Genomic DNA, 17115 nt, shown 5'->3' with positions numbered 1-17115 from the left:
TACACCAGCAAGGTACTGCCGGGCACGGTGCCTGTACACACAGCGCAGCAGTCAGTGAGCGGATAAAGCAGACAGCGAACGAGACAGCGAACGCACAAGCGCCATCACCGTTTAGCGGAATAAGCGCTTTCCGGTCGCTGCCTTCAATCAAAAAGCGGTTTACCTTCCAGCAGCCGCTTATACCTAATCAATGCCTCAATATAGTAATAATCGGCATAGGTGAGCGGCACATCGATTTCGCTGTCATGCGGAATAGACCCTACGCTGTGCTTCAGGATAAATCCGCCATTGGTACCCTGTTCTGCCTTATAGGGCGCGGCCGACAGGCTTTTCAGCATCTTTTCAGCCGCGTCAAGGTACCGGGCGCTGATTTCCCCCTGCGTATAGGTGTGCAGTTCCAGCAAGGCCGAAGCCAGGATGGAAGCCGTAGACGCATCACGGTTAGTTTTATAACGGCTTGCATAAGGACTGTCATCAGGTAGGTCAGGCGCATTGAAATCCCAATAGGGGATCAAATCTTCCGGCATATTGGGATGGTCCAGGATAAAGGCGGCTATGTTATTGGCAAAATCCAAGTATGTTGGTTCGCCCGTCTCACGGTACATCATCGTGTAGCCGTAGAGCCCCCAAGCCTGTCCGCGTGCCCATGCAGATTCGTCATAAGCACCCTGGGCTGTCTTCTTACCCACAATGCTGCCGTCTTTCGGATTATAGTCAATCACATGATAAGAACTGTAGTCCGGACGATAGTGGTTTTTCATCGTTGTATTGGCATGGGTTATTGCAATGTCACGGTATTGGCGGTCGCCGCTCAACTCGGACGCCTGTGTAAGCAGCTCCAAGTTCATCATGTTGTCAATGATGACGGGATAGGTCCACCCCTCCCATGAGCGAATCGCTTTCACGGTAGGGTTGTAACGGCTTATCAACGATTTGGCTCCCGTGAGCAACACCTCGTTGTAAGCAGCGGTATCACGAGTAAGCCTCAATGCATTGCCAAAACTGCAATACAACATAAAACCCAGATCATGGGTACCTTTATTGTACTTTTCCTTTTCGAGTATACGCAACTTATCTTTCGCCAAGAGAAGCAAACGCTCATCACCGGAATGCTCATAAAGGTATAGCAATGAGCCGGGATAAAACCCCGAGGTCCACCATTTTGTATCCGATGTCACGCTTGTATCACCCTGAAAGGTACGCGGCATGCGTTCTGCCGGTACCCCATCCGCCAACACCGCCATCTGCGCGATGGCTTCATCAAGTTGTTCGTCTATAAAGGCCGCACTGAGTTGCAGTTCATCCTGACGTGCTGCGGATTTACACCCCCATACCATGAGTACCGAACCCATGGCCAGTAGAAAAAAGGTTGATAAGTATTTCATGACATCATTACGTTTATAATAGTAGCCGACCTAACGCGGTGTCCAAAAATAAGTTTTTGCATTAAAACGCGCAAACGTTTACGATCGCCTGCTTTCAAAAAAAAAGAGGCGTGGATAATCGTTCCAACGCCTCAATTTTTTTTGTCATATTGGATCCTATTCCAAATCTTCTACAGGTGCCCCGACCAACCGCTCACGGGCATCCTGGGCTTGTACCTGCTTACATTTCTTCCTGCTCGAATTCCAATAGTAACGTACCACCCTAATTTTGTAGGCATCATGGCCGATGACAACAACCAAAAATGCGCTGATGACATAAAACAGTTTAAATCCGATGTGAAAATAGGCGATCCCGGCGACGATCGCACCGGTAATGTAAGCGGCTGTAATAGCCGACAACAACCAAGCCCGCTTCTTAAGGACAGGGTTAGACCGAAACTCCCGTTTCGTAAACATAGAAAACAAAATACCCAAATCAGTCGTCGTACCGGTCAAGTGTGTTGTTTTCACAGCGAAATTGGAGATACTTGCGGTAAGCCCATTTTGGAGCCCCATCGCAAAGAGCAGAAAGGCAAGCAATAGTTCTGTCTCCGCCAGGGTTTCCCGGTAATAAAATTGCCCGTAAAAACCTACCACAAGCAAACAAAGTATTTCAAGCGAAATAGGCAGCGAGTGGGCGAAATACTTATTCCGTTTGTTGAAATGTATAACCATGAAGTTGGCTACGAAGCCGCCCATGAAAAAAAGGAATATCCAGGCAAAAACTATCGCTGTCTGGTACCAATTGCCTTTCACGAACTCGGCCGCCAGTATCGCATAGTATCCGGTCACGTTAGAGCTAAAGGAAAGGAATAGCAACAACGAGACGACATTGACCATCCCTGCCGAGAATGCGGTAAGTGTACCTAATTTAATATTATCTCCCTGTGTCCTGCTATTGCTGAATTTCCGAAGCATAGTAATACCGATTTTCTATTAACACATAATAATTTAAATATTGGTCTATAACCGATCGAATGTCAGTTTGGCCAGCCCCTTCACCTGTGTATCCAACTCAAAGTTTAGCACTAACTGGTCGTCAGCTAACTGTGAAAGATCGTACTGCTCCTTGTGTCCGTCGTTATATTTGATTTCCAATATATTTCCACGCCCTTTTATAGCCCACCTGATCGTCTCTTCCTCTCCGTCACTCTTCTGGAGCCTCAGTCGCCCGTTCGGCAAAAAGGACCATATCTCCGCTTTATGGAGAACCAACCCGTCCCGAAGGGTTTCCTGCATGTTTACTTTTTCCTCGTCTCCTACTTTATTGAGCCGCTCATACACCCAGCCGGTTTCCTTCCATTGGCCAAGGATGAGCCTCTCCGGGTTAGGGGCCGAACGTATCAGCCAGGTAAATCCCATGAGGATGAACGCAAACACGCTTATATAAACTACCAATAACCGTTTCATCTTTCATTACCTTTTTAACTAAGCTGTGGCTTCATTATAAAATATCTCTGCCAGGCTTCCCTTCTCTGGCAACACAACTTCCATGTTCCAATCAACCGAAATCACCGGTTTTCCACATTTCCGGATATAGGGAAGTACATTCACGCTTTTTTTATTTGACGTACGTAGCCGATACCTTCCGGGGACGTATATCTCATCTATCCGGTTACCCAGTAAATAACCATCAAACGCAGCCTGGGACGAACCGTTGAATAAATCAACGCGCATGGAATTAATACCCGAGGCATATTTGTTCCTTATAACCCCGCAAGCCTCATCGAAATGCCGATTACTCAGCGATTCGAGCATTTTTGCTTTCGAATAAAAAAGCAAATCGGTAATTGAGTCCGACATTTGGACCCCATGCAACAGAATAATGTTGTATCGGCATTCATAAGGCCTGTCATTCAACACCGATTTAACAACATTCAGTGATTCAATAGTGAAATCCGTCGGGATTAAGACATTTTTTTCCATTGCTTTTTGATTTTAATAGACAATTTCATCCAACTCGCCAACAAAAGTACCTCACAGGTATTAGACAGGCTTAAAACAGCCATTAAAACACCATTAGAAATTACCTACAGAAATTAAAAAGAGATGAGAAAAGGAAAAATAGAAAGGCTATTCATCGATCCGGCGCCATGCCGGAATGGTCAGTTGAACGGTTGTGCCACCGCCTTGAAGGGAAGATACGCTTATTTTTCCTTGATGCATTTTTATGATATTTCTTGTCAATGGCAATCCAATGCCGTAACCCGCATAGTTTTTGGTGTTGGATGCACGGAAAAATGGATCATAAATGTATTTTAACTCGTCTGCGGGTATACCGATACCCTTATCCTTCACGACAATGACTACGTGGTCATCAGAAGCCCCCAAAGAAACATTTACCTTCTGATTATCCGAATATTTACATGCATTTGCGATAATATTGGCCAGCGCAAGGTGCAACAGTTGCTCATTGCCTTTGATCATTAGCTTCATTGGATCCTCTGGCAATAAGCTCGTATCGATATGCAGGTTGCACTTGGGGTTTAGCTTCTCCACTGTATTCTTAACATCCCAAATCAACTGATCAATACGCAAACGTTCGAACCGCTGTATTTTGCCATTGAATCCGGTTTGTGCGAGAGACAGCAGCGCATTGGTCTTTGCGTCCAGTTTTTCTGCCTCTTCAAGCATTACCTTTATCGATGTTTTGTACTCCTCCGGCGTCCTGTCCTTAGACAGCGCTACGTCTGCTTCGCCGATGATCGCCGTAAGGGGCGTGCGCAATTCGTGCGATGCGTTGCTGATAAAATTATTCTGTGTTTCAAAAGCCGTTTCAATCCGGTTGAGCATATCATTGAACGTGTGAATCAATTCGTCCATCTCATCGTTACTGTTGCGGCTATCCAGCCTAAGATGCAGGTTTTCCGAGCTGATTTGCTGGACCTTTTCAGTAATCTCCCGCAATGGCTTGAAGATATATTTCGAATAATATACAGCGATGAAAAGCGACACACAGAACGCGATAATAATGGCCGCTACCAATGTCTTTTTTAAGTAAGCTACAAAACTTTCTTCAAAGTAATCCTGTGCTTGGGAAACAATGACGTAGTTCCCTTGCTTACTGGGATAAACCACGGCCACATAAAACAGCTGTTTATCCTGATAACGGGCACCACCCTCATTGAGCGCCGTTTCAAAAAACGACAGAGGTATACCTAAACTATCGGCTTCATTTTTAAAGTCTTTATTCTTTTCGATTTTGAAAAAGTAATCCTGCTCATGCATCAGCTTCTCTGAAAACACGCTTCTCAGATCGTCAAGCCCTCGCTGATCTTTATCCAATTCCATTTTGCCAGCCGCCACGGCACGGATCTCCAATACGTCATAGTAATAATCATGCAAAAAACCCGGTATAGCGAAGTAGACCCACCCACTGAACAACATGATGATCGCCAGGAATGCTACAATGAGCATTACCGCTATCTTGGTCTGGGTATTCATCAGGCTCTTTCTCATAATCGTGACGGGTTAGGGTTCTCGCAACACGTATCCCATGCCGATAACCGTGTGTATGAGTTTCCGGCCAGGCACCTTATCGATTTTTTTTCTAAGGTAATTTACATAAACATCCACGACATTCGTGCCCATATCAAAATTAACGCCCCACACGTTTTCCAATATGTCGGCACGCGACAACACTTTGTTTTTGTGTTTCAGGAAGAAAAGCATCATACGGTATTCCGTTGTGGTTAGCGAAATCGGCTCTTCATTGCGGGTCAATGTCTTCGTATAGTCATTGAGAACGAGGTCTGCCACGCGATAAATATAATCGTCCTGCGGATCCGCCGCTGTACCTCCCGCATGAGCAGCACGTCGCAGGAGTGAACGTACGCGGGCCACTAACTCAATGAATTTAAACGGTTTGACAAGGTAATCGTCGGCTCCGGCCTCCAACCCCATTACCACGTTTTCGGATGTGCCCAGCGCCGTCAAAAAGAGTATAGGAATGTGTGCATCCTCTTCTCGAATGGATTTGCAAACCGCTATGCCATTGGTATCCGGCAACATCACATCCAAAATGATTAAATCAAACGCGGTCGACCGGACCATCTGGAGGCCTGTCTTGCCATCAAAGGCCACGCTGACCTCGAACCCTTCTTCTGAAAGCCCTTTATTTATAAATGAAACAACGTGTGCCTCATCTTCAATCACCATGATTCTTTTCATCGCCTAGCCATTAATTAGCTTTCTGCCTCAAAAATATCAAATTAACTCACATAGGCAAAGGGACTTACTTTATAAGTAGCAAATTGGCCATGTCATACCTCGGCGCATCAACCTCGGAAAGTTGCCTATACATTTCCCAATAAAAGATATATGGCCAATGTGACGATGACAAGCACAACAGCGAAGGGCCGCGTATACCGCCACTCCTCCATGGGCACTGCTGTGCTACCAGTTTCCCCCGCTATTGGCTTTGCAGGATAAAACCTTGATATACCCAGCATCACTGCCATATTCAACAGAAATTCGATACCCCAAATGTGCACAAAATGCAGATTCACCTCGAAAATGAAGGTGCAACTCACATAAAACACCAAGCCGGTAAACAAGGCGGTTTTGGCTCCCTGTGCTGATATACTTTTGAAGAAGAATCCGCCAATCATAATGGACGCTATGGGGATAAAAAAGATTCCATTAAGCTCCTGTAAAAGCTGATAGAGCCCTTCAGGTGCATCCGCCACGAACGGAGCGGCCGTTATGGATGTAGCGGCAAGCAAGGTTGCTACCAAACGCCCCATTTTTACCAACCTCTTTTCTTCCGCATCTTTTTTAATGAGTTGTTGGTAGATATCGATACTGAAAATTGTAGAAGCGCTGTTGAGTACAGCATTAAACGTGCTCAACACAGCCCCTACAATCACGGCAGCAAAAAGCCCCCATAAGGGCATTGGCAGGACGTGCTTGACCAATTCGGGATACACCATGTCTTGGTTGTCATAATAAGCGTCATGAAAATAGTAATACCCGATGACACCCGGCAACACAATGATGAACGGCACCAGTATCTTCAACAATCCGGTATAAAGCAACCCCCGCTGTGCTTCTTTCAGGTTCTTTGCGCCCAATGCCCGCTGTACGATCGTCTGGTTCATGCACCAAAAATAAAGTTGATTGATTATCAATCCCGTAAAAAGTGTGCTAAACGGCAAAACAGAATCTTCTTTACCAATGACATTAAATTTAGCCGGACTGTACTCAAAAACCTTTGTCACCCCTTGTAACGGATTCCCCTCGCCGATATACACCAGTGCAAGCACCGGTATCAGCAAGCCCCCGAACAACAAGCCATACCCGTAAATGACGTCTGAGACCGAGACGGCCTTTAATCCGCCAATAATGGCATATGCAGCCCCTAGACACCCCACGATCACTACCGTAACCCAAAGCCCGGTCCCCCGGTCTACGCCAAGGATACCCGAAATATTAAAAATACTCTCCAGGTTAATCGCGCCCGTATACAAAACGATGGGCAGCAAGGTCACGGCAAACGAGACTAACAGAAACAATGCAATCAGTGAGCGGGTGCCCTTGTCGAATCGCCGCTCAAGATATTCCGGTATTGTGGTCAGCCCCATGCTCAAATATCGCGGCACAAAGTAAACCGCCGCGACAATCAGCGCAAGGGCCGAGGTGACCTCCCAGGCAATGATGACAAATCCATTTTTATACGCCGAACCGTTCATGCCTATCAAGTGCTCCGTCGAGATGTTCGTCATGATCATCGATGCGGCGATCACACCGCCCGTCAGGCTTCGTCCACCTAAAAAGTAACCGTCTTTTGTGCTCAGATTGTCATTGCGCATGCGGATCCAAGCGTAAATCCCCACAAAAAGGGTGAATCCAACAAAGCTTGATGCAGCAATAATAGTTGAAGATAAAGGCATAGTCAGGTGGTCATCCTCCGCACTAAGTCTACCGGACATATCAAGGGTTCGCCGATGGTGTTGGGTGAGGGCGTATGGCGGTGCTGGAGGGCATTGATAAGTGTTTCGGCTACTTTGTCTGCCATGTCATTGGGGTATTGCTCGATAGAAGTGATTGCCGGTGTAATAATCGCTGCCCGCGGGTCATTGGAATAACCGACGATTTTCAGTTCGTCCGGGATGGCAATACCTCGTTCTCTGGCAAACGCTACCGCCGCAATGGCCGTCGTATCGTTTGCAGCGAATAAGCCGTCTGGAATGATATCGCCCTCAAACAGTTTACGTAAGCTGTCCCATGCATTTTCAGCGGTTAGTTCGTGATAATATATCCACTCCTGGCGCAATGGTATGTGGTGTTTTGCAAGGGAATCAACAAAACCACGTGTACGCTCTTGATAAATGCTGCACGATAGCGGCCCACTGATGTAAGCGATGCGTTGGCACCCCGCTTGTATCAAATGATTACCAGCCAGCAATCCACCACGATAGTCATCCCCTTTAATTACATAAGCTTCGGTACGGCGTGTCGGCACGCGATCATAAAAGACCAAAGGTATGCCTTGCCGTAAAAAACCGTCAAAGTGAGCAATATTTTCGGTATAAAGCGTAAGCGATACCACTAACGCATCGACTCTCGCAGAATACAAGGTGTTTGCCAATTCTTTTTCTACACTCACCGAATCATTGGACTGGCAAATCATCAAATTGTATCCAGCAGCCTGCAACTGCCGTTGCAGCGAGGTAATAAAAAAAACGTGAAAGTACATCGATATACGCGGCACAATAAGCCCGATGATATTCGAACGGCGATTACGCAGGGAGGAAGCCATGCTATTATGGCGGTACCCCATTTCCTTCGCCATTTCTTTCACGCGCGCGCGTGTCGCTTCGCTGATGCGTAAATTGTTATTGAGCGCCCTGGATACGGTCGCCGGAGATATTCCAAGCGCTTTAGCGATATCAACGATGCTATTTTCCGACTTCGGCTTTTTGGGTGTCATGGTTTTACAACAAATTCAAAACAACATTAATTTCATGGAAAATGCAAACGGCGGCGCACGGTTTGCTGTCAAAGCGACGAAAAGCTTACGTATTTAAGACAAACGCCCGTTGCATAAACTCAGGATACCGCGCTTTCACATTTCCGCTGTCTATCGTTTGGTCGTTGTTTCGGATAGGTTATGAATAAGGCTCAGATGCGCCGTATCCTTCAATATTGGCCTGTACTTAGCAGTACCAGCGTACAGGCTCGAATCGTATCGATTCCCTGTTCTTTGGCCAATACCTCCAACTCCGAATTCTCGGTACCCGGATTAAAAATAATCCGTTTTGGGTTCGTTTTAAGGATGTAATCGTAATATTGAGGTTGACGCTGCGGACCGACGTATAGCGTGATGGTGTGGACATCAGGCAGTACATCACCCGCAAGCTGTATGGGTGCGCCTGCTACTTCTCCTTGCTTAATGCCGATATTGACGATAGCATGGCCCCCGGCTACCAACCTGTGGGCCGCCAAATAGGCGTACCGTGCAGGGTTATCGGTCGCGCCGAGGATAAGTGTTTTCTTTGATGCCATTACAAGTCGTTTGGTAAACGTCATCAATCATTGGGCCATAAATTCGCCGGTGGCAGAATACGCCGCTTGGCGAATCACCGGCATGTCAAGAATTTGATACAACTCGTCCAGATGAAGTAAGCTGCCATTGGCAAGATTTGTGAGCAATACTATCGTGATATCTTCCTTTAAGTCGCGGATATACAGGTTGCGGAACCCATGCCACCAGCCGGTGTGATACACGACTTTGTGATCTCCCGGATCAAAGGTACGCCATCCATAGCCGTAGTTAAAAAGCTCTTTTGTGGGCTTGCTATAACCAGCATAGGCCGAATCTAACGTCTCTTGCTCAAGCAGGCGCCCCTCCCGCAATGCTCTATCAAACAGGAATAAGTCTTGAACCGTACTATAGATACCTTTGTCTCCCACGGGGCCATCCTGGAAATTCTGTACCACAGAGCGCCTCCACACGCGGTCATGCCCAACAACGTCAGTGGGGATCTTTTCGTATACCGCTTTCGAATACACGGCAGTGTTTTTCATACCCGCCGGGGAAAACACATTTTTCTGCATGTACACCGCGAAATCCTCGCCCGTCACCTTTTCGACGATAGCCGCTAAAATCATGTAGTTGGTGTTGTTGTAGAAAAAACGTCCATCCGGCTTGCCGTATCGATCCGGTTTGTGCTTGGCCAATAAATTCATGACATCGATGTTGGACATGCCCTTGTGTTTATCCGGCCAAATCTCCGTCTGATCAGTAAAGTAAAGGTAATTACTAAGCCCCGAACGATGGGTAAGCAGTTGCTTAATCGTGACATCTGGGTAGGGAAAGTCGGGGAAAAATTCGTCGACCGTCTGCTCGAGCTTAATTTTACCTTTTTCCCAAAGTTTGAGCACACCCGTTGCCGTCAAGGGCTTAGATACAGACGCCAGTTCGAATTGGGAGGTGATTTTCAGGCTGTCCTTCATTAAATAGTCCGCCCATCCAAACGTATTTTGGTAAAGAATTTTCCCTTTTTTAGCTATCAGCACATTGCCGTTAAACCCGGACCGCCTATGCAGTCGCTGCATAAAAGCATCGAGGCGCGGATCGGCTTGTGTGCTATCATAGACCAGTGCCAGGCTATCTTTTTCATGTTGCTTTCGCTCTGCTTTAATTCGCTTCTTTTCTGTTGATGTGCAAGCACCTAAAACAGTTATTAGGAGCGCAAAAATGGTAATATAATGAATCAACGGCTTTCCTGTAATCTTCATTCGGCAGCTTATGCAGGTTTCATTCAAATCATACTGACGTGTACATCACATCAATCAAACACTTCGCCAGGTTGGTTATCAGGAGGCAATGAAGCTGGCAAGAGCAGCGGGATATTTCGCCTGCTGCTTGTCTTCAGTGGCATCCGATAAATCGCTTAGCTCAATTCATGTCTTTCCGTGAATGGTTCACTCATTCAAGTTTCATGGCGCGAAGGTATCGCAATTGACTTGCAATGGCAAGTGCTTTTGTCTTAATTAACGGCCGTTCAACAGAATTATTACGATGCTTTACATCAACAAGGTATCTATGCGGTGGCCGTGCACCATTTGCTGCTTTTCGGACCATACAAATACGGTAAAAGTCCCGTCCTGTGAGGCCACCATGGCCAGTGCATCATGCTGATCATGCACGAATTGGGCAGCGGCCAGATGCCGGGTCCCGCCGATATTGGTGGCGTCCAGCAGTTGAACGGTACTTTCCTCTACCGGCTCCGTAATCATCAATTGCGTTACCGGTAGCGAGTGCGGAGAACGCGCCACCTTTGCACCGAAAGCCAGCAAACAGTGATCTTGGGTAATCACCGTAGCGCCATCAATGGCTGAATACCCCCCTACGGCCCGAATCATTTTGCGTAAGGTGTCTGTAAAGCGATGACCAGGTGATGGATCACGATCATCGGGAGGCAACATCATGTGAGGCTCCACCAAATAGTTTATCGGCTTGACAATCGAATGCAGCCACGCTGAACTGTTCGGGGGCACCACCAAAAGCAGTGCACCTCGCCCGTGGCTGCGCATCGCCAATGCCAGCTGAATTAATATGTTTTCCGACCGCGCTGACGAAGAGTCGGATAGCCCCAATAAAGAAGAAAGCATGCCCGGGCAATCCGTCAACCCCCAATGGTTATCGTCGACAACTTTAATCTGATTGCCTTTTAATACCGCTACATTGATAAACTTACCCGTACCGTCATGATGTTTCTGTTTCACGACCAATAATCCAGCCTCGACCACTTCCACCACCATGCAATGCGCAGGCACATCATGGGTTGTGCCCCAGATATAAAAATTGTCGCCGTCCAGCCATATGCCCAGGTGAATCCCCGGCTGCACGACAGCGGGGGACAGCTTGACGAGGTTGTGCGGGGTAAAGCGTTGTTGATGGTGAAAAACCAAACTGCTGCCCGCCATATCCGGTGGCACAAAGGCCAGCGATATCTTCGGTTCATACCCTTCTTCCCTCCGGAGGCTCGCCCAAAATGCGGTATCAATCAAGCTTTCAACAACCTGTGCATCCGGTGTATGTTTTATCCCCGCGCCAGCACTATTCGCCTGCTTTGAAAAATGTGCGGCTATCCGATGTGATACGATCTTTGCCGCCAAATACGTAGGTTCTGAAATCATTTTTATTATTCGCCAAACAATTTCGTTGGTACTTTACTTTATGAGTTATATTAGCAAACTTAGGTAAACTATATGGACATGCGAAATATATATGAACAGCCACGTGCAAAAGAAAGCTCATGAAGCATTGCCACGCTTAATGACAGATCGAAAACAATAAAAACAAACAGTTATGATGCGATTTATCATTAATATATTATTGACGGGTTTAGCTATTTTCTTAGCGGCCTTGATCCTCCCGGAGTCCGCGGTCCGTATTGCTGGATTCGGCTGGGCGATCTTGGCGGGGCTCATTATCGGTTTTGTGAATGCGACCATCGGCACAATGCTCCGGATTTTCACACTCCCGCTCAACTTGCTCACACTGGGACTCATTTCTTTTATCATAACGGTATTGATGGTCCAACTTACCAGTTATTTTATGGGCAGCAAATTTGACGTGGCCAATTTTTGGTGGGCGGCGGTATTCGCGATTATCGTGGCCTTGATTGAGCTGCTCTTCAACAGTATCTTTGGCTCGAAAGATAGCGACTGACAAAATTATGGTGCCCAAAAGCGATCGTTACTTGATCACGGATGGGCACCAGGTTATGTATAATAATAAAGGTTAACGTAGCTAAGTCATTGGGCCAGGTAGCCACCGTCCACAGCGTAATACGCACCGTTCACGAAGGAAGCCTTGTCGGTACTTAACCAAAGCACCAGCTCTGCGACTTCGCTGGCCTCACCCAGCCGACCAGCGGGATGTTTGGAAACCAGCCAATTGATGGTGTCGTCGTCCATGTCTTTCAATAGCGGCGTATTAATAAACGCAGGGCCTACAGCGTTGGCCCGGATGCCCCCGGCTGCATACTCCAGCGCGATGTTTTTGGTGAGGCCGACGACGCCATGCTTAGCGGCCACATACGCGGCCGAGTTTGCAAACCCTACCTGCCCCAAGATAGAGGCCATATTGACGATAACACCTCCACCAGCTTGCAATAAAGCCGGTATTTGATAGCGGCAGCCATAGAATACGCCCGAGAGGTTGATGGCAATAACCTTATCCCATCCTTCTATGGGATATTCGCCCGTAGGCCCGGAAGGCCCGCCGATACCCGCATTGTTACATGCAATGTGCAGCGCGCCGTATTGTTCAACAGCTTGTTCAACCAAGCGCTCATTATCATCGGGCTTAGCGGTATCCGCGACAATAAAAAACGCGTCCCCTCCAGCATCTTTAATCAGTTTTACCGTTTCCTCGCCACCCCCTACGCTGATATCAGAGACAACCACTTTTGCACCTTCCCGCGCATACGCCTGCGCCACGGCACGGCCAATGCCAGACGCTGCTCCCGTGACGACGGCTACTTTATCCGTTAATGTTCCCATAGTCAATTTCTTTTGTTGGTTTTGATATAACAAAGATAGGGACGTTTTGGTTGGCGAAAAGTGACGACGGTCAGGCGCAAAAATGAGTTAGCCAAAATCAGCAGTCAATGCCTTGCGGAAAGCCTCTGGTGTAGTGCGGGTGTATTTCTTAAAGAACTTGGTGAAATAGGAATTATCTTTAAAATTAAGCGTGTCAGCTACCGCGGCAACAGAAAGCTCGGGATTCACCAGTAATCGCTTAGCTTCCAAAATGATACGTTCACGAATCACTTCGCCAGCTGACTGCCCTAATAGATCGGAACAAATCGCGTTGAGGTGATTGGGCGTGATATACAGTAATGCAGCGTAGTCCTTGGGCAAGCGCAAGGATGCAAAGTGCTTATCCACAAGCTTCTGGAAATTCCGGAGGAGGGTTGCATTATACGAAAGCGGCGCTGGCTTGGCGGGCTCCTGCAACGTGGCCAGCTCCAAGAATAACGTCAAGGCACGAACACGCAATTGGTCGATTCGCAACGTATCAAGGGAAGAGGCCAACGACACCATCTCATCGAACAAGGCGGTCACCCCCGTGCGCATGGATACAGGGATGTCCAGTACAGCCTGTTGTGCCTGACCGCGAAAAAAAGCAAACTCCTCCAAATAATCAGGCCGCAATAAAAATGATTGAAAGAATGAGGCTGTAAAATTGAGCACATATCCATCTACATTTCCCCGAAAATCCCAATGATGCACTTGCCCCGGAATCATCGCATATAATTGAAACGGACGCACTTCAAATCGATGAAAATCAATCGTATGACAGCCACTTCCCGCTGTGAAATACACCATATGGTAAAAGCTATGTCGATGGGGTACATGAAGCTTATGATGCATGTCGATATACGGAGCGAATGGCTGCACCAAAACATCGGGTTGAAAAGTCCCTAAACCCGCAATGTGGTATACCGGATAGCCCTGTTGTGCCATAGGTTGTAAGTATAGCATTTTTCCGCGGGTTTATGACGTTCATTTTTTGTTTTCCGGCTGGTACTGGAGCCCCGGTGTGAGCCAATGTAACAAAATGACCCGCGAATACCGGTAATTAAAAGGTGCGAACACCAGTGCTGTGGCAAATGCCACGATCAGGTAAAGCCAGGGGCCGTCCATATATCCGGTAAGGAAATAAGTACCCACACAAGCTGTCACCAGCTCGGCTACAGCCATGGCATAACTCACAAACATGGCGACATAAAAGTAACCTGGTTCGCGTTCAAAACGCAAACCGCAATGCGGGCAGGTTTCGTTCATCTTTTGCACCTTCAACCCATAAGCTTTGCCCGTAAATATATTTCCTTGACGGCAACGAGGGCATTTGGCATGCGCCACGGCCTTAAACGATGTCATCGTGTCCATTGGTTTTGTTGTATTCATGATGACACAAAGGTATTCTCGTGTAGCGATACGCTTTGGTAATATGTCACCGAATAATGGTACTTTTTACGGAATCGCAACCACGATAATCAGGCGCCCAGGGCATACACAACAATATTCACGGCAAACTGCGTATTGTCTTTGGCCAGAAAACGTTTATTTCGGAAGTCATAGTCCCACTCACAACCATAATCCTTATTGCTGTACAATACGCCGATTTTTCCATTGACCTCGATGGCTTTCAAGTAGTCATGCACCAAATCGTCTCCCCAGCCATTGAGTTCGAAAGAACTCGTAGGCGGTCCTTTTTCAAACGTAAAGAATGATGAATAAAGTGGGTGATCATTGGGGACTTTTTTCATCGCATCCGCACCGAAGAGCACACGCATCTGCTCCTCAAATGATCGGGCGAATAACCCGTCTATATCATGATTACAATCGTCGGCAAAGACAAAACCGCCGAGTTCAACATACTGCTTGAAATGATTGGCTTCCTGTTGATTGAATTGCACCAGTTTATGACCACTTAAATAGCAGAACGGATAATTAAACAATTCGTCACTTGCCAGATCGACTACCTTCTCTTCCATAGATAGGGGTATCGTCGTATATTCCAGCAGCGAGTTCAGGACATTGGATGGCATCCGCTGATCGGTATCCCAATCGCCGGATTGGTACTTCAGCCGCACAAACGTAAACGTTGATCGTAACATCCATCTAAAATAGCATGCTATATCCAAAAAACAATCCGTTTTCAGCCCTTTTATTGTAATTTTCTTGATAAGCATGCGCATACTGTTTTATTTTGACCAAAATTGGCTTTATATTGAGCATGTTTTCCCAAAACGGGTATTTTTTACTTTAATGCTGTTGCTTTGAACGTGTCAGAAACCATGGTAACGGAGTTGGTCTCCAGACTCTCCTTATTGAAAAAAGAAATCCAGAAGGTCATCGTAGGGCAAGATGACGTCATTGATGAAATTCTCGTGGCCTTGATGGCAGGGGGGCATTGCCTGTTGGAAGGCGTACCCGGCCTGGCCAAAACGCTACTGGTGCGGACGATGGCCCAAGCACTTGACCTGCCTTTCCGGCGCATCCAGTTTACACCAGATTTGATGCCAGCAGACATCATCGGCACCGAAATACTGGAAGAGGATAAAGAAACCGGCAAACGTCACTTTAAATTTATCAATGGCCCTTTATTTGCCAACATCATTCTCGCGGACGAGATCAACCGTACCCCGCCGAAAACGCAATCCGCATTGCTGGAGGCTATGCAGGAATTTGAAGTAACTTATGCCGGCAAAACGTATCCCCTCGACAAGCCTTTTTTTATCCTTGCGACGCAAAATCCGATTGAGCAGGCAGGCACCTACCCACTTCCGGAAGCGCAGCTTGATCGATTCCTGCTTTACATCAAAATCGGCTATCCTTCCGCAAACGAAGAAATACAAATACTGCGCAATACCACCGGAACGAAAAAAGAACACGTGAAAAGCATCATCGGCGGTAGTGAGATACAGCATATACAACAATTGGTACGCGAAGTGGAAATCAGTGATCAGCTCGTCAAGTACGTCAGTGAATTCGTCCGGGCGACCCGCCCCGGCGATGGCGCACCGCCGTATGTCAACAAATGGGTGCAATGGGGTGCCGGCCCCAGGGCCGGGCAAGCACTTATACTGACAGCGAAAGCCCGGGCACTACTGCAAGGACGTTTTGCGGCTATTCCTGATGACATCAACCAGATGGCTTTTCCCGTCTTGAGGCATCGCGTGCTGATGAACTTCGCTGCGGAAAGTGAAAAAATAACCAGCGATGATTTAACAAAAGAACTGATTAACATATTGGGCAGCAAGCTTGCCTAACCGCATATAGCGTTATGATGAAACAGCTACCTGATACCAAAACGATGATAGCCATCAAAGATTTATCCTTGGCGGCCAAAACCATCGTGGACGGTTTTATGAGTGGCATAAACAGCAGCAGGCTCAAGGGAGAAGGAGTGAGTTTTAGTCAATACCGCAGCTATTTCCCCGGAGATGATCTGCGAAACCTGGATTGGAAAGTATTCGGACGTACAGGCCGGTATTACATCCGGCAGGCTGAAACGGAAAAGACCATTGCCGTGCATTTGATAGTAGATGCCAGCGCTTCCATGAATCACGACTGTGGCGGCTACCGCAAGATTCAGTACGCCGCGCAACTTGCCTCGGCCCTTGCACTACTTGCTTACCGCCAAGGTGACAAGGTAGGCCTTACCGTTTTCAATGGTGAAGGTGTTCAGCGCATTCCCTCAAAGCAGCATAGCCAACAACTACAACGCATCTACCATGTGCTGGGTAGCATGGAGGCCCAAGGCCGATTTGAAAATCTCGATCGGTATAAGCAATTGTACCAAGCTGCCGGAAGGGATCTGGTCGTGATCATCACCGACTTCTACGAACACCAAGATGAATTAACCAAACTGACGGCATTGCTTCACGCGCAACGACAGGAGGTAATCTTGCTTCACTTAATGGCTGAAAATGAGCTGGAGGGACGATTCAAGGGATATGATGCATTGGAAGACCTGGAGACCGGAGAAGTAATTATGCTCGGTCCGTCCGCAGCATTAGCACCGCAACCACTGAACAACTACTTGGCGGCGACCAAAAAGAAGCTACTCAACAACCAGGTTTATTATACGCTGGTCAATGCAAACGAGCTGCCTGCACAAGCATTAAGAGATTTTTTAGTCCGCAGAAATAAACAATCGCGATAA

General features: G+C 47.3%; 18 protein-coding genes. 3 read left to right on the top strand and 15 right to left on the bottom strand.

Going from position 1 to position 17115, the window contains the following annotated elements; all coding sequences use genetic code 11:
* Positions 1-143 precede the first annotated feature (143 nt).
* The 11 genes from B5X72_RS00145 to B5X72_RS00095 all read right to left on the bottom strand — a co-directional run bounded on the left by B5X72_RS00145 (position 144) and on the right by B5X72_RS00095 (position 11570).
* Positions 144-1385 (bottom strand): glycoside hydrolase family 88 protein, encoded by a 1242-nt coding sequence (locus B5X72_RS00145; RefSeq protein WP_079714783.1) that lies wholly within the window; start codon positions 1383-1385, stop codon positions 144-146.
* A gap of 156 nt (positions 1386-1541) precedes the next feature.
* Positions 1542-2342: a YoaK family protein gene (locus tag B5X72_RS00140; RefSeq protein WP_079714782.1), complete on the bottom strand. Its 801-nt coding sequence runs from the start codon at positions 2340-2342 to the stop codon at positions 1542-1544.
* A gap of 45 nt (positions 2343-2387) precedes the next feature.
* Positions 2388-2834 (bottom strand): lipocalin-like domain-containing protein, encoded by a 447-nt coding sequence (locus B5X72_RS00135; RefSeq protein WP_079714781.1) that lies wholly within the window; start codon positions 2832-2834, stop codon positions 2388-2390.
* Between the two features lie 18 nt (positions 2835-2852).
* Positions 2853-3350, bottom strand: coding sequence for a hypothetical protein (locus B5X72_RS00130; RefSeq protein WP_079714780.1), 498 nt, complete (start codon positions 3348-3350; stop codon positions 2853-2855).
* A 147-nt stretch (positions 3351-3497) separates the two neighbouring features.
* The gene (locus B5X72_RS00125) at positions 3498-4883 is read right to left on the bottom strand and encodes a HAMP domain-containing sensor histidine kinase (protein ID WP_079714779.1); all 1386 of its coding nucleotides are present in this window, start codon (positions 4881-4883) and stop codon (positions 3498-3500) included.
* A gap of 12 nt (positions 4884-4895) precedes the next feature.
* Positions 4896-5594, bottom strand: a complete 699-nt coding sequence (locus B5X72_RS00120; protein ID WP_079714778.1) for a response regulator transcription factor — start codon at positions 5592-5594, stop codon at positions 4896-4898.
* A 125-nt stretch (positions 5595-5719) separates the two neighbouring features.
* The gene (locus tag B5X72_RS00115) at positions 5720-7315 is read right to left on the bottom strand and encodes a solute:sodium symporter family transporter (protein WP_079714777.1); all 1596 of its coding nucleotides are present in this window, start codon (positions 7313-7315) and stop codon (positions 5720-5722) included.
* A gap of 2 nt (positions 7316-7317) precedes the next feature.
* On the bottom strand, positions 7318-8355 hold the full coding sequence (locus B5X72_RS00110) for a LacI family DNA-binding transcriptional regulator (protein WP_079714776.1): 1038 nt from the start codon (positions 8353-8355) through the stop codon (positions 7318-7320).
* A gap of 209 nt (positions 8356-8564) precedes the next feature.
* Positions 8565-8930, bottom strand: a complete 366-nt coding sequence (locus B5X72_RS00105) for a CoA-binding protein (protein WP_079715368.1) — start codon at positions 8928-8930, stop codon at positions 8565-8567.
* Between the two features lie 27 nt (positions 8931-8957).
* Complete coding sequence (locus B5X72_RS00100) at positions 8958-10166, bottom strand: serine hydrolase domain-containing protein (RefSeq protein WP_079714775.1); 1209 nt, start codon at positions 10164-10166, stop codon at positions 8958-8960.
* Between the two features lie 288 nt (positions 10167-10454).
* A complete protein-coding gene (locus B5X72_RS00095; RefSeq protein ID WP_079714774.1) occupies positions 10455-11570 on the bottom strand; it encodes a putative sensor domain DACNV-containing protein in 1116 nt (371 codons plus the stop codon).
* A gap of 172 nt (positions 11571-11742) precedes the next feature.
* Between B5X72_RS00095 and B5X72_RS00090 the strand changes: the two genes are divergently transcribed.
* On the top strand, positions 11743-12105 hold the full coding sequence (locus tag B5X72_RS00090) for a phage holin family protein (RefSeq protein ID WP_317043084.1): 363 nt from the start codon (positions 11743-11745) through the stop codon (positions 12103-12105).
* Positions 12106-12191: 86 nt separating this feature from the next.
* Here the strand turns inward: B5X72_RS00090 and B5X72_RS00085 are convergent, their stop codons facing one another.
* The 4 genes from B5X72_RS00085 to B5X72_RS00070 all read right to left on the bottom strand — a co-directional run bounded on the left by B5X72_RS00085 (position 12192) and on the right by B5X72_RS00070 (position 15064).
* On the bottom strand, positions 12192-12941 hold the full coding sequence (locus tag B5X72_RS00085; RefSeq protein ID WP_079714773.1) for an SDR family NAD(P)-dependent oxidoreductase: 750 nt from the start codon (positions 12939-12941) through the stop codon (positions 12192-12194).
* A gap of 87 nt (positions 12942-13028) precedes the next feature.
* Positions 13029-13925, bottom strand: a complete 897-nt coding sequence (locus B5X72_RS00080; RefSeq protein ID WP_245826766.1) for a helix-turn-helix domain-containing protein — start codon at positions 13923-13925, stop codon at positions 13029-13031.
* Between the two features lie 21 nt (positions 13926-13946).
* The gene (locus tag B5X72_RS00075; RefSeq protein ID WP_079714771.1) at positions 13947-14351 is read right to left on the bottom strand and encodes a DUF983 domain-containing protein; all 405 of its coding nucleotides are present in this window, start codon (positions 14349-14351) and stop codon (positions 13947-13949) included.
* Between the two features lie 89 nt (positions 14352-14440).
* Positions 14441-15064, bottom strand: a complete 624-nt coding sequence (locus tag B5X72_RS00070; protein ID WP_079715366.1) for a DUF4159 domain-containing protein — start codon at positions 15062-15064, stop codon at positions 14441-14443.
* A 168-nt stretch (positions 15065-15232) separates the two neighbouring features.
* Between B5X72_RS00070 and B5X72_RS00065 the strand changes: the two genes are divergently transcribed.
* Entirely contained in the window at positions 15233-16219 is a 987-nt protein-coding gene (locus tag B5X72_RS00065) for an AAA family ATPase (protein ID WP_317043096.1), read from the top strand.
* A gap of 14 nt (positions 16220-16233) precedes the next feature.
* Positions 16234-17115 carry a DUF58 domain-containing protein gene (locus B5X72_RS00060; protein ID WP_079714769.1) on the top strand — a complete coding sequence of 294 codons (882 nt, stop codon included), beginning with the start codon at positions 16234-16236 and terminating at the stop codon, positions 17113-17115.

The organism is Parapedobacter luteus (genome assembly GCF_900168055.1).
In the GTDB taxonomy this organism is placed as follows: domain Bacteria; phylum Bacteroidota; class Bacteroidia; order Sphingobacteriales; family Sphingobacteriaceae; genus Parapedobacter; species Parapedobacter luteus.
The sequence above is the reverse complement of the archived record's forward strand: the minus strand, read 5'-3'. Positions and strand labels throughout refer to the sequence as shown.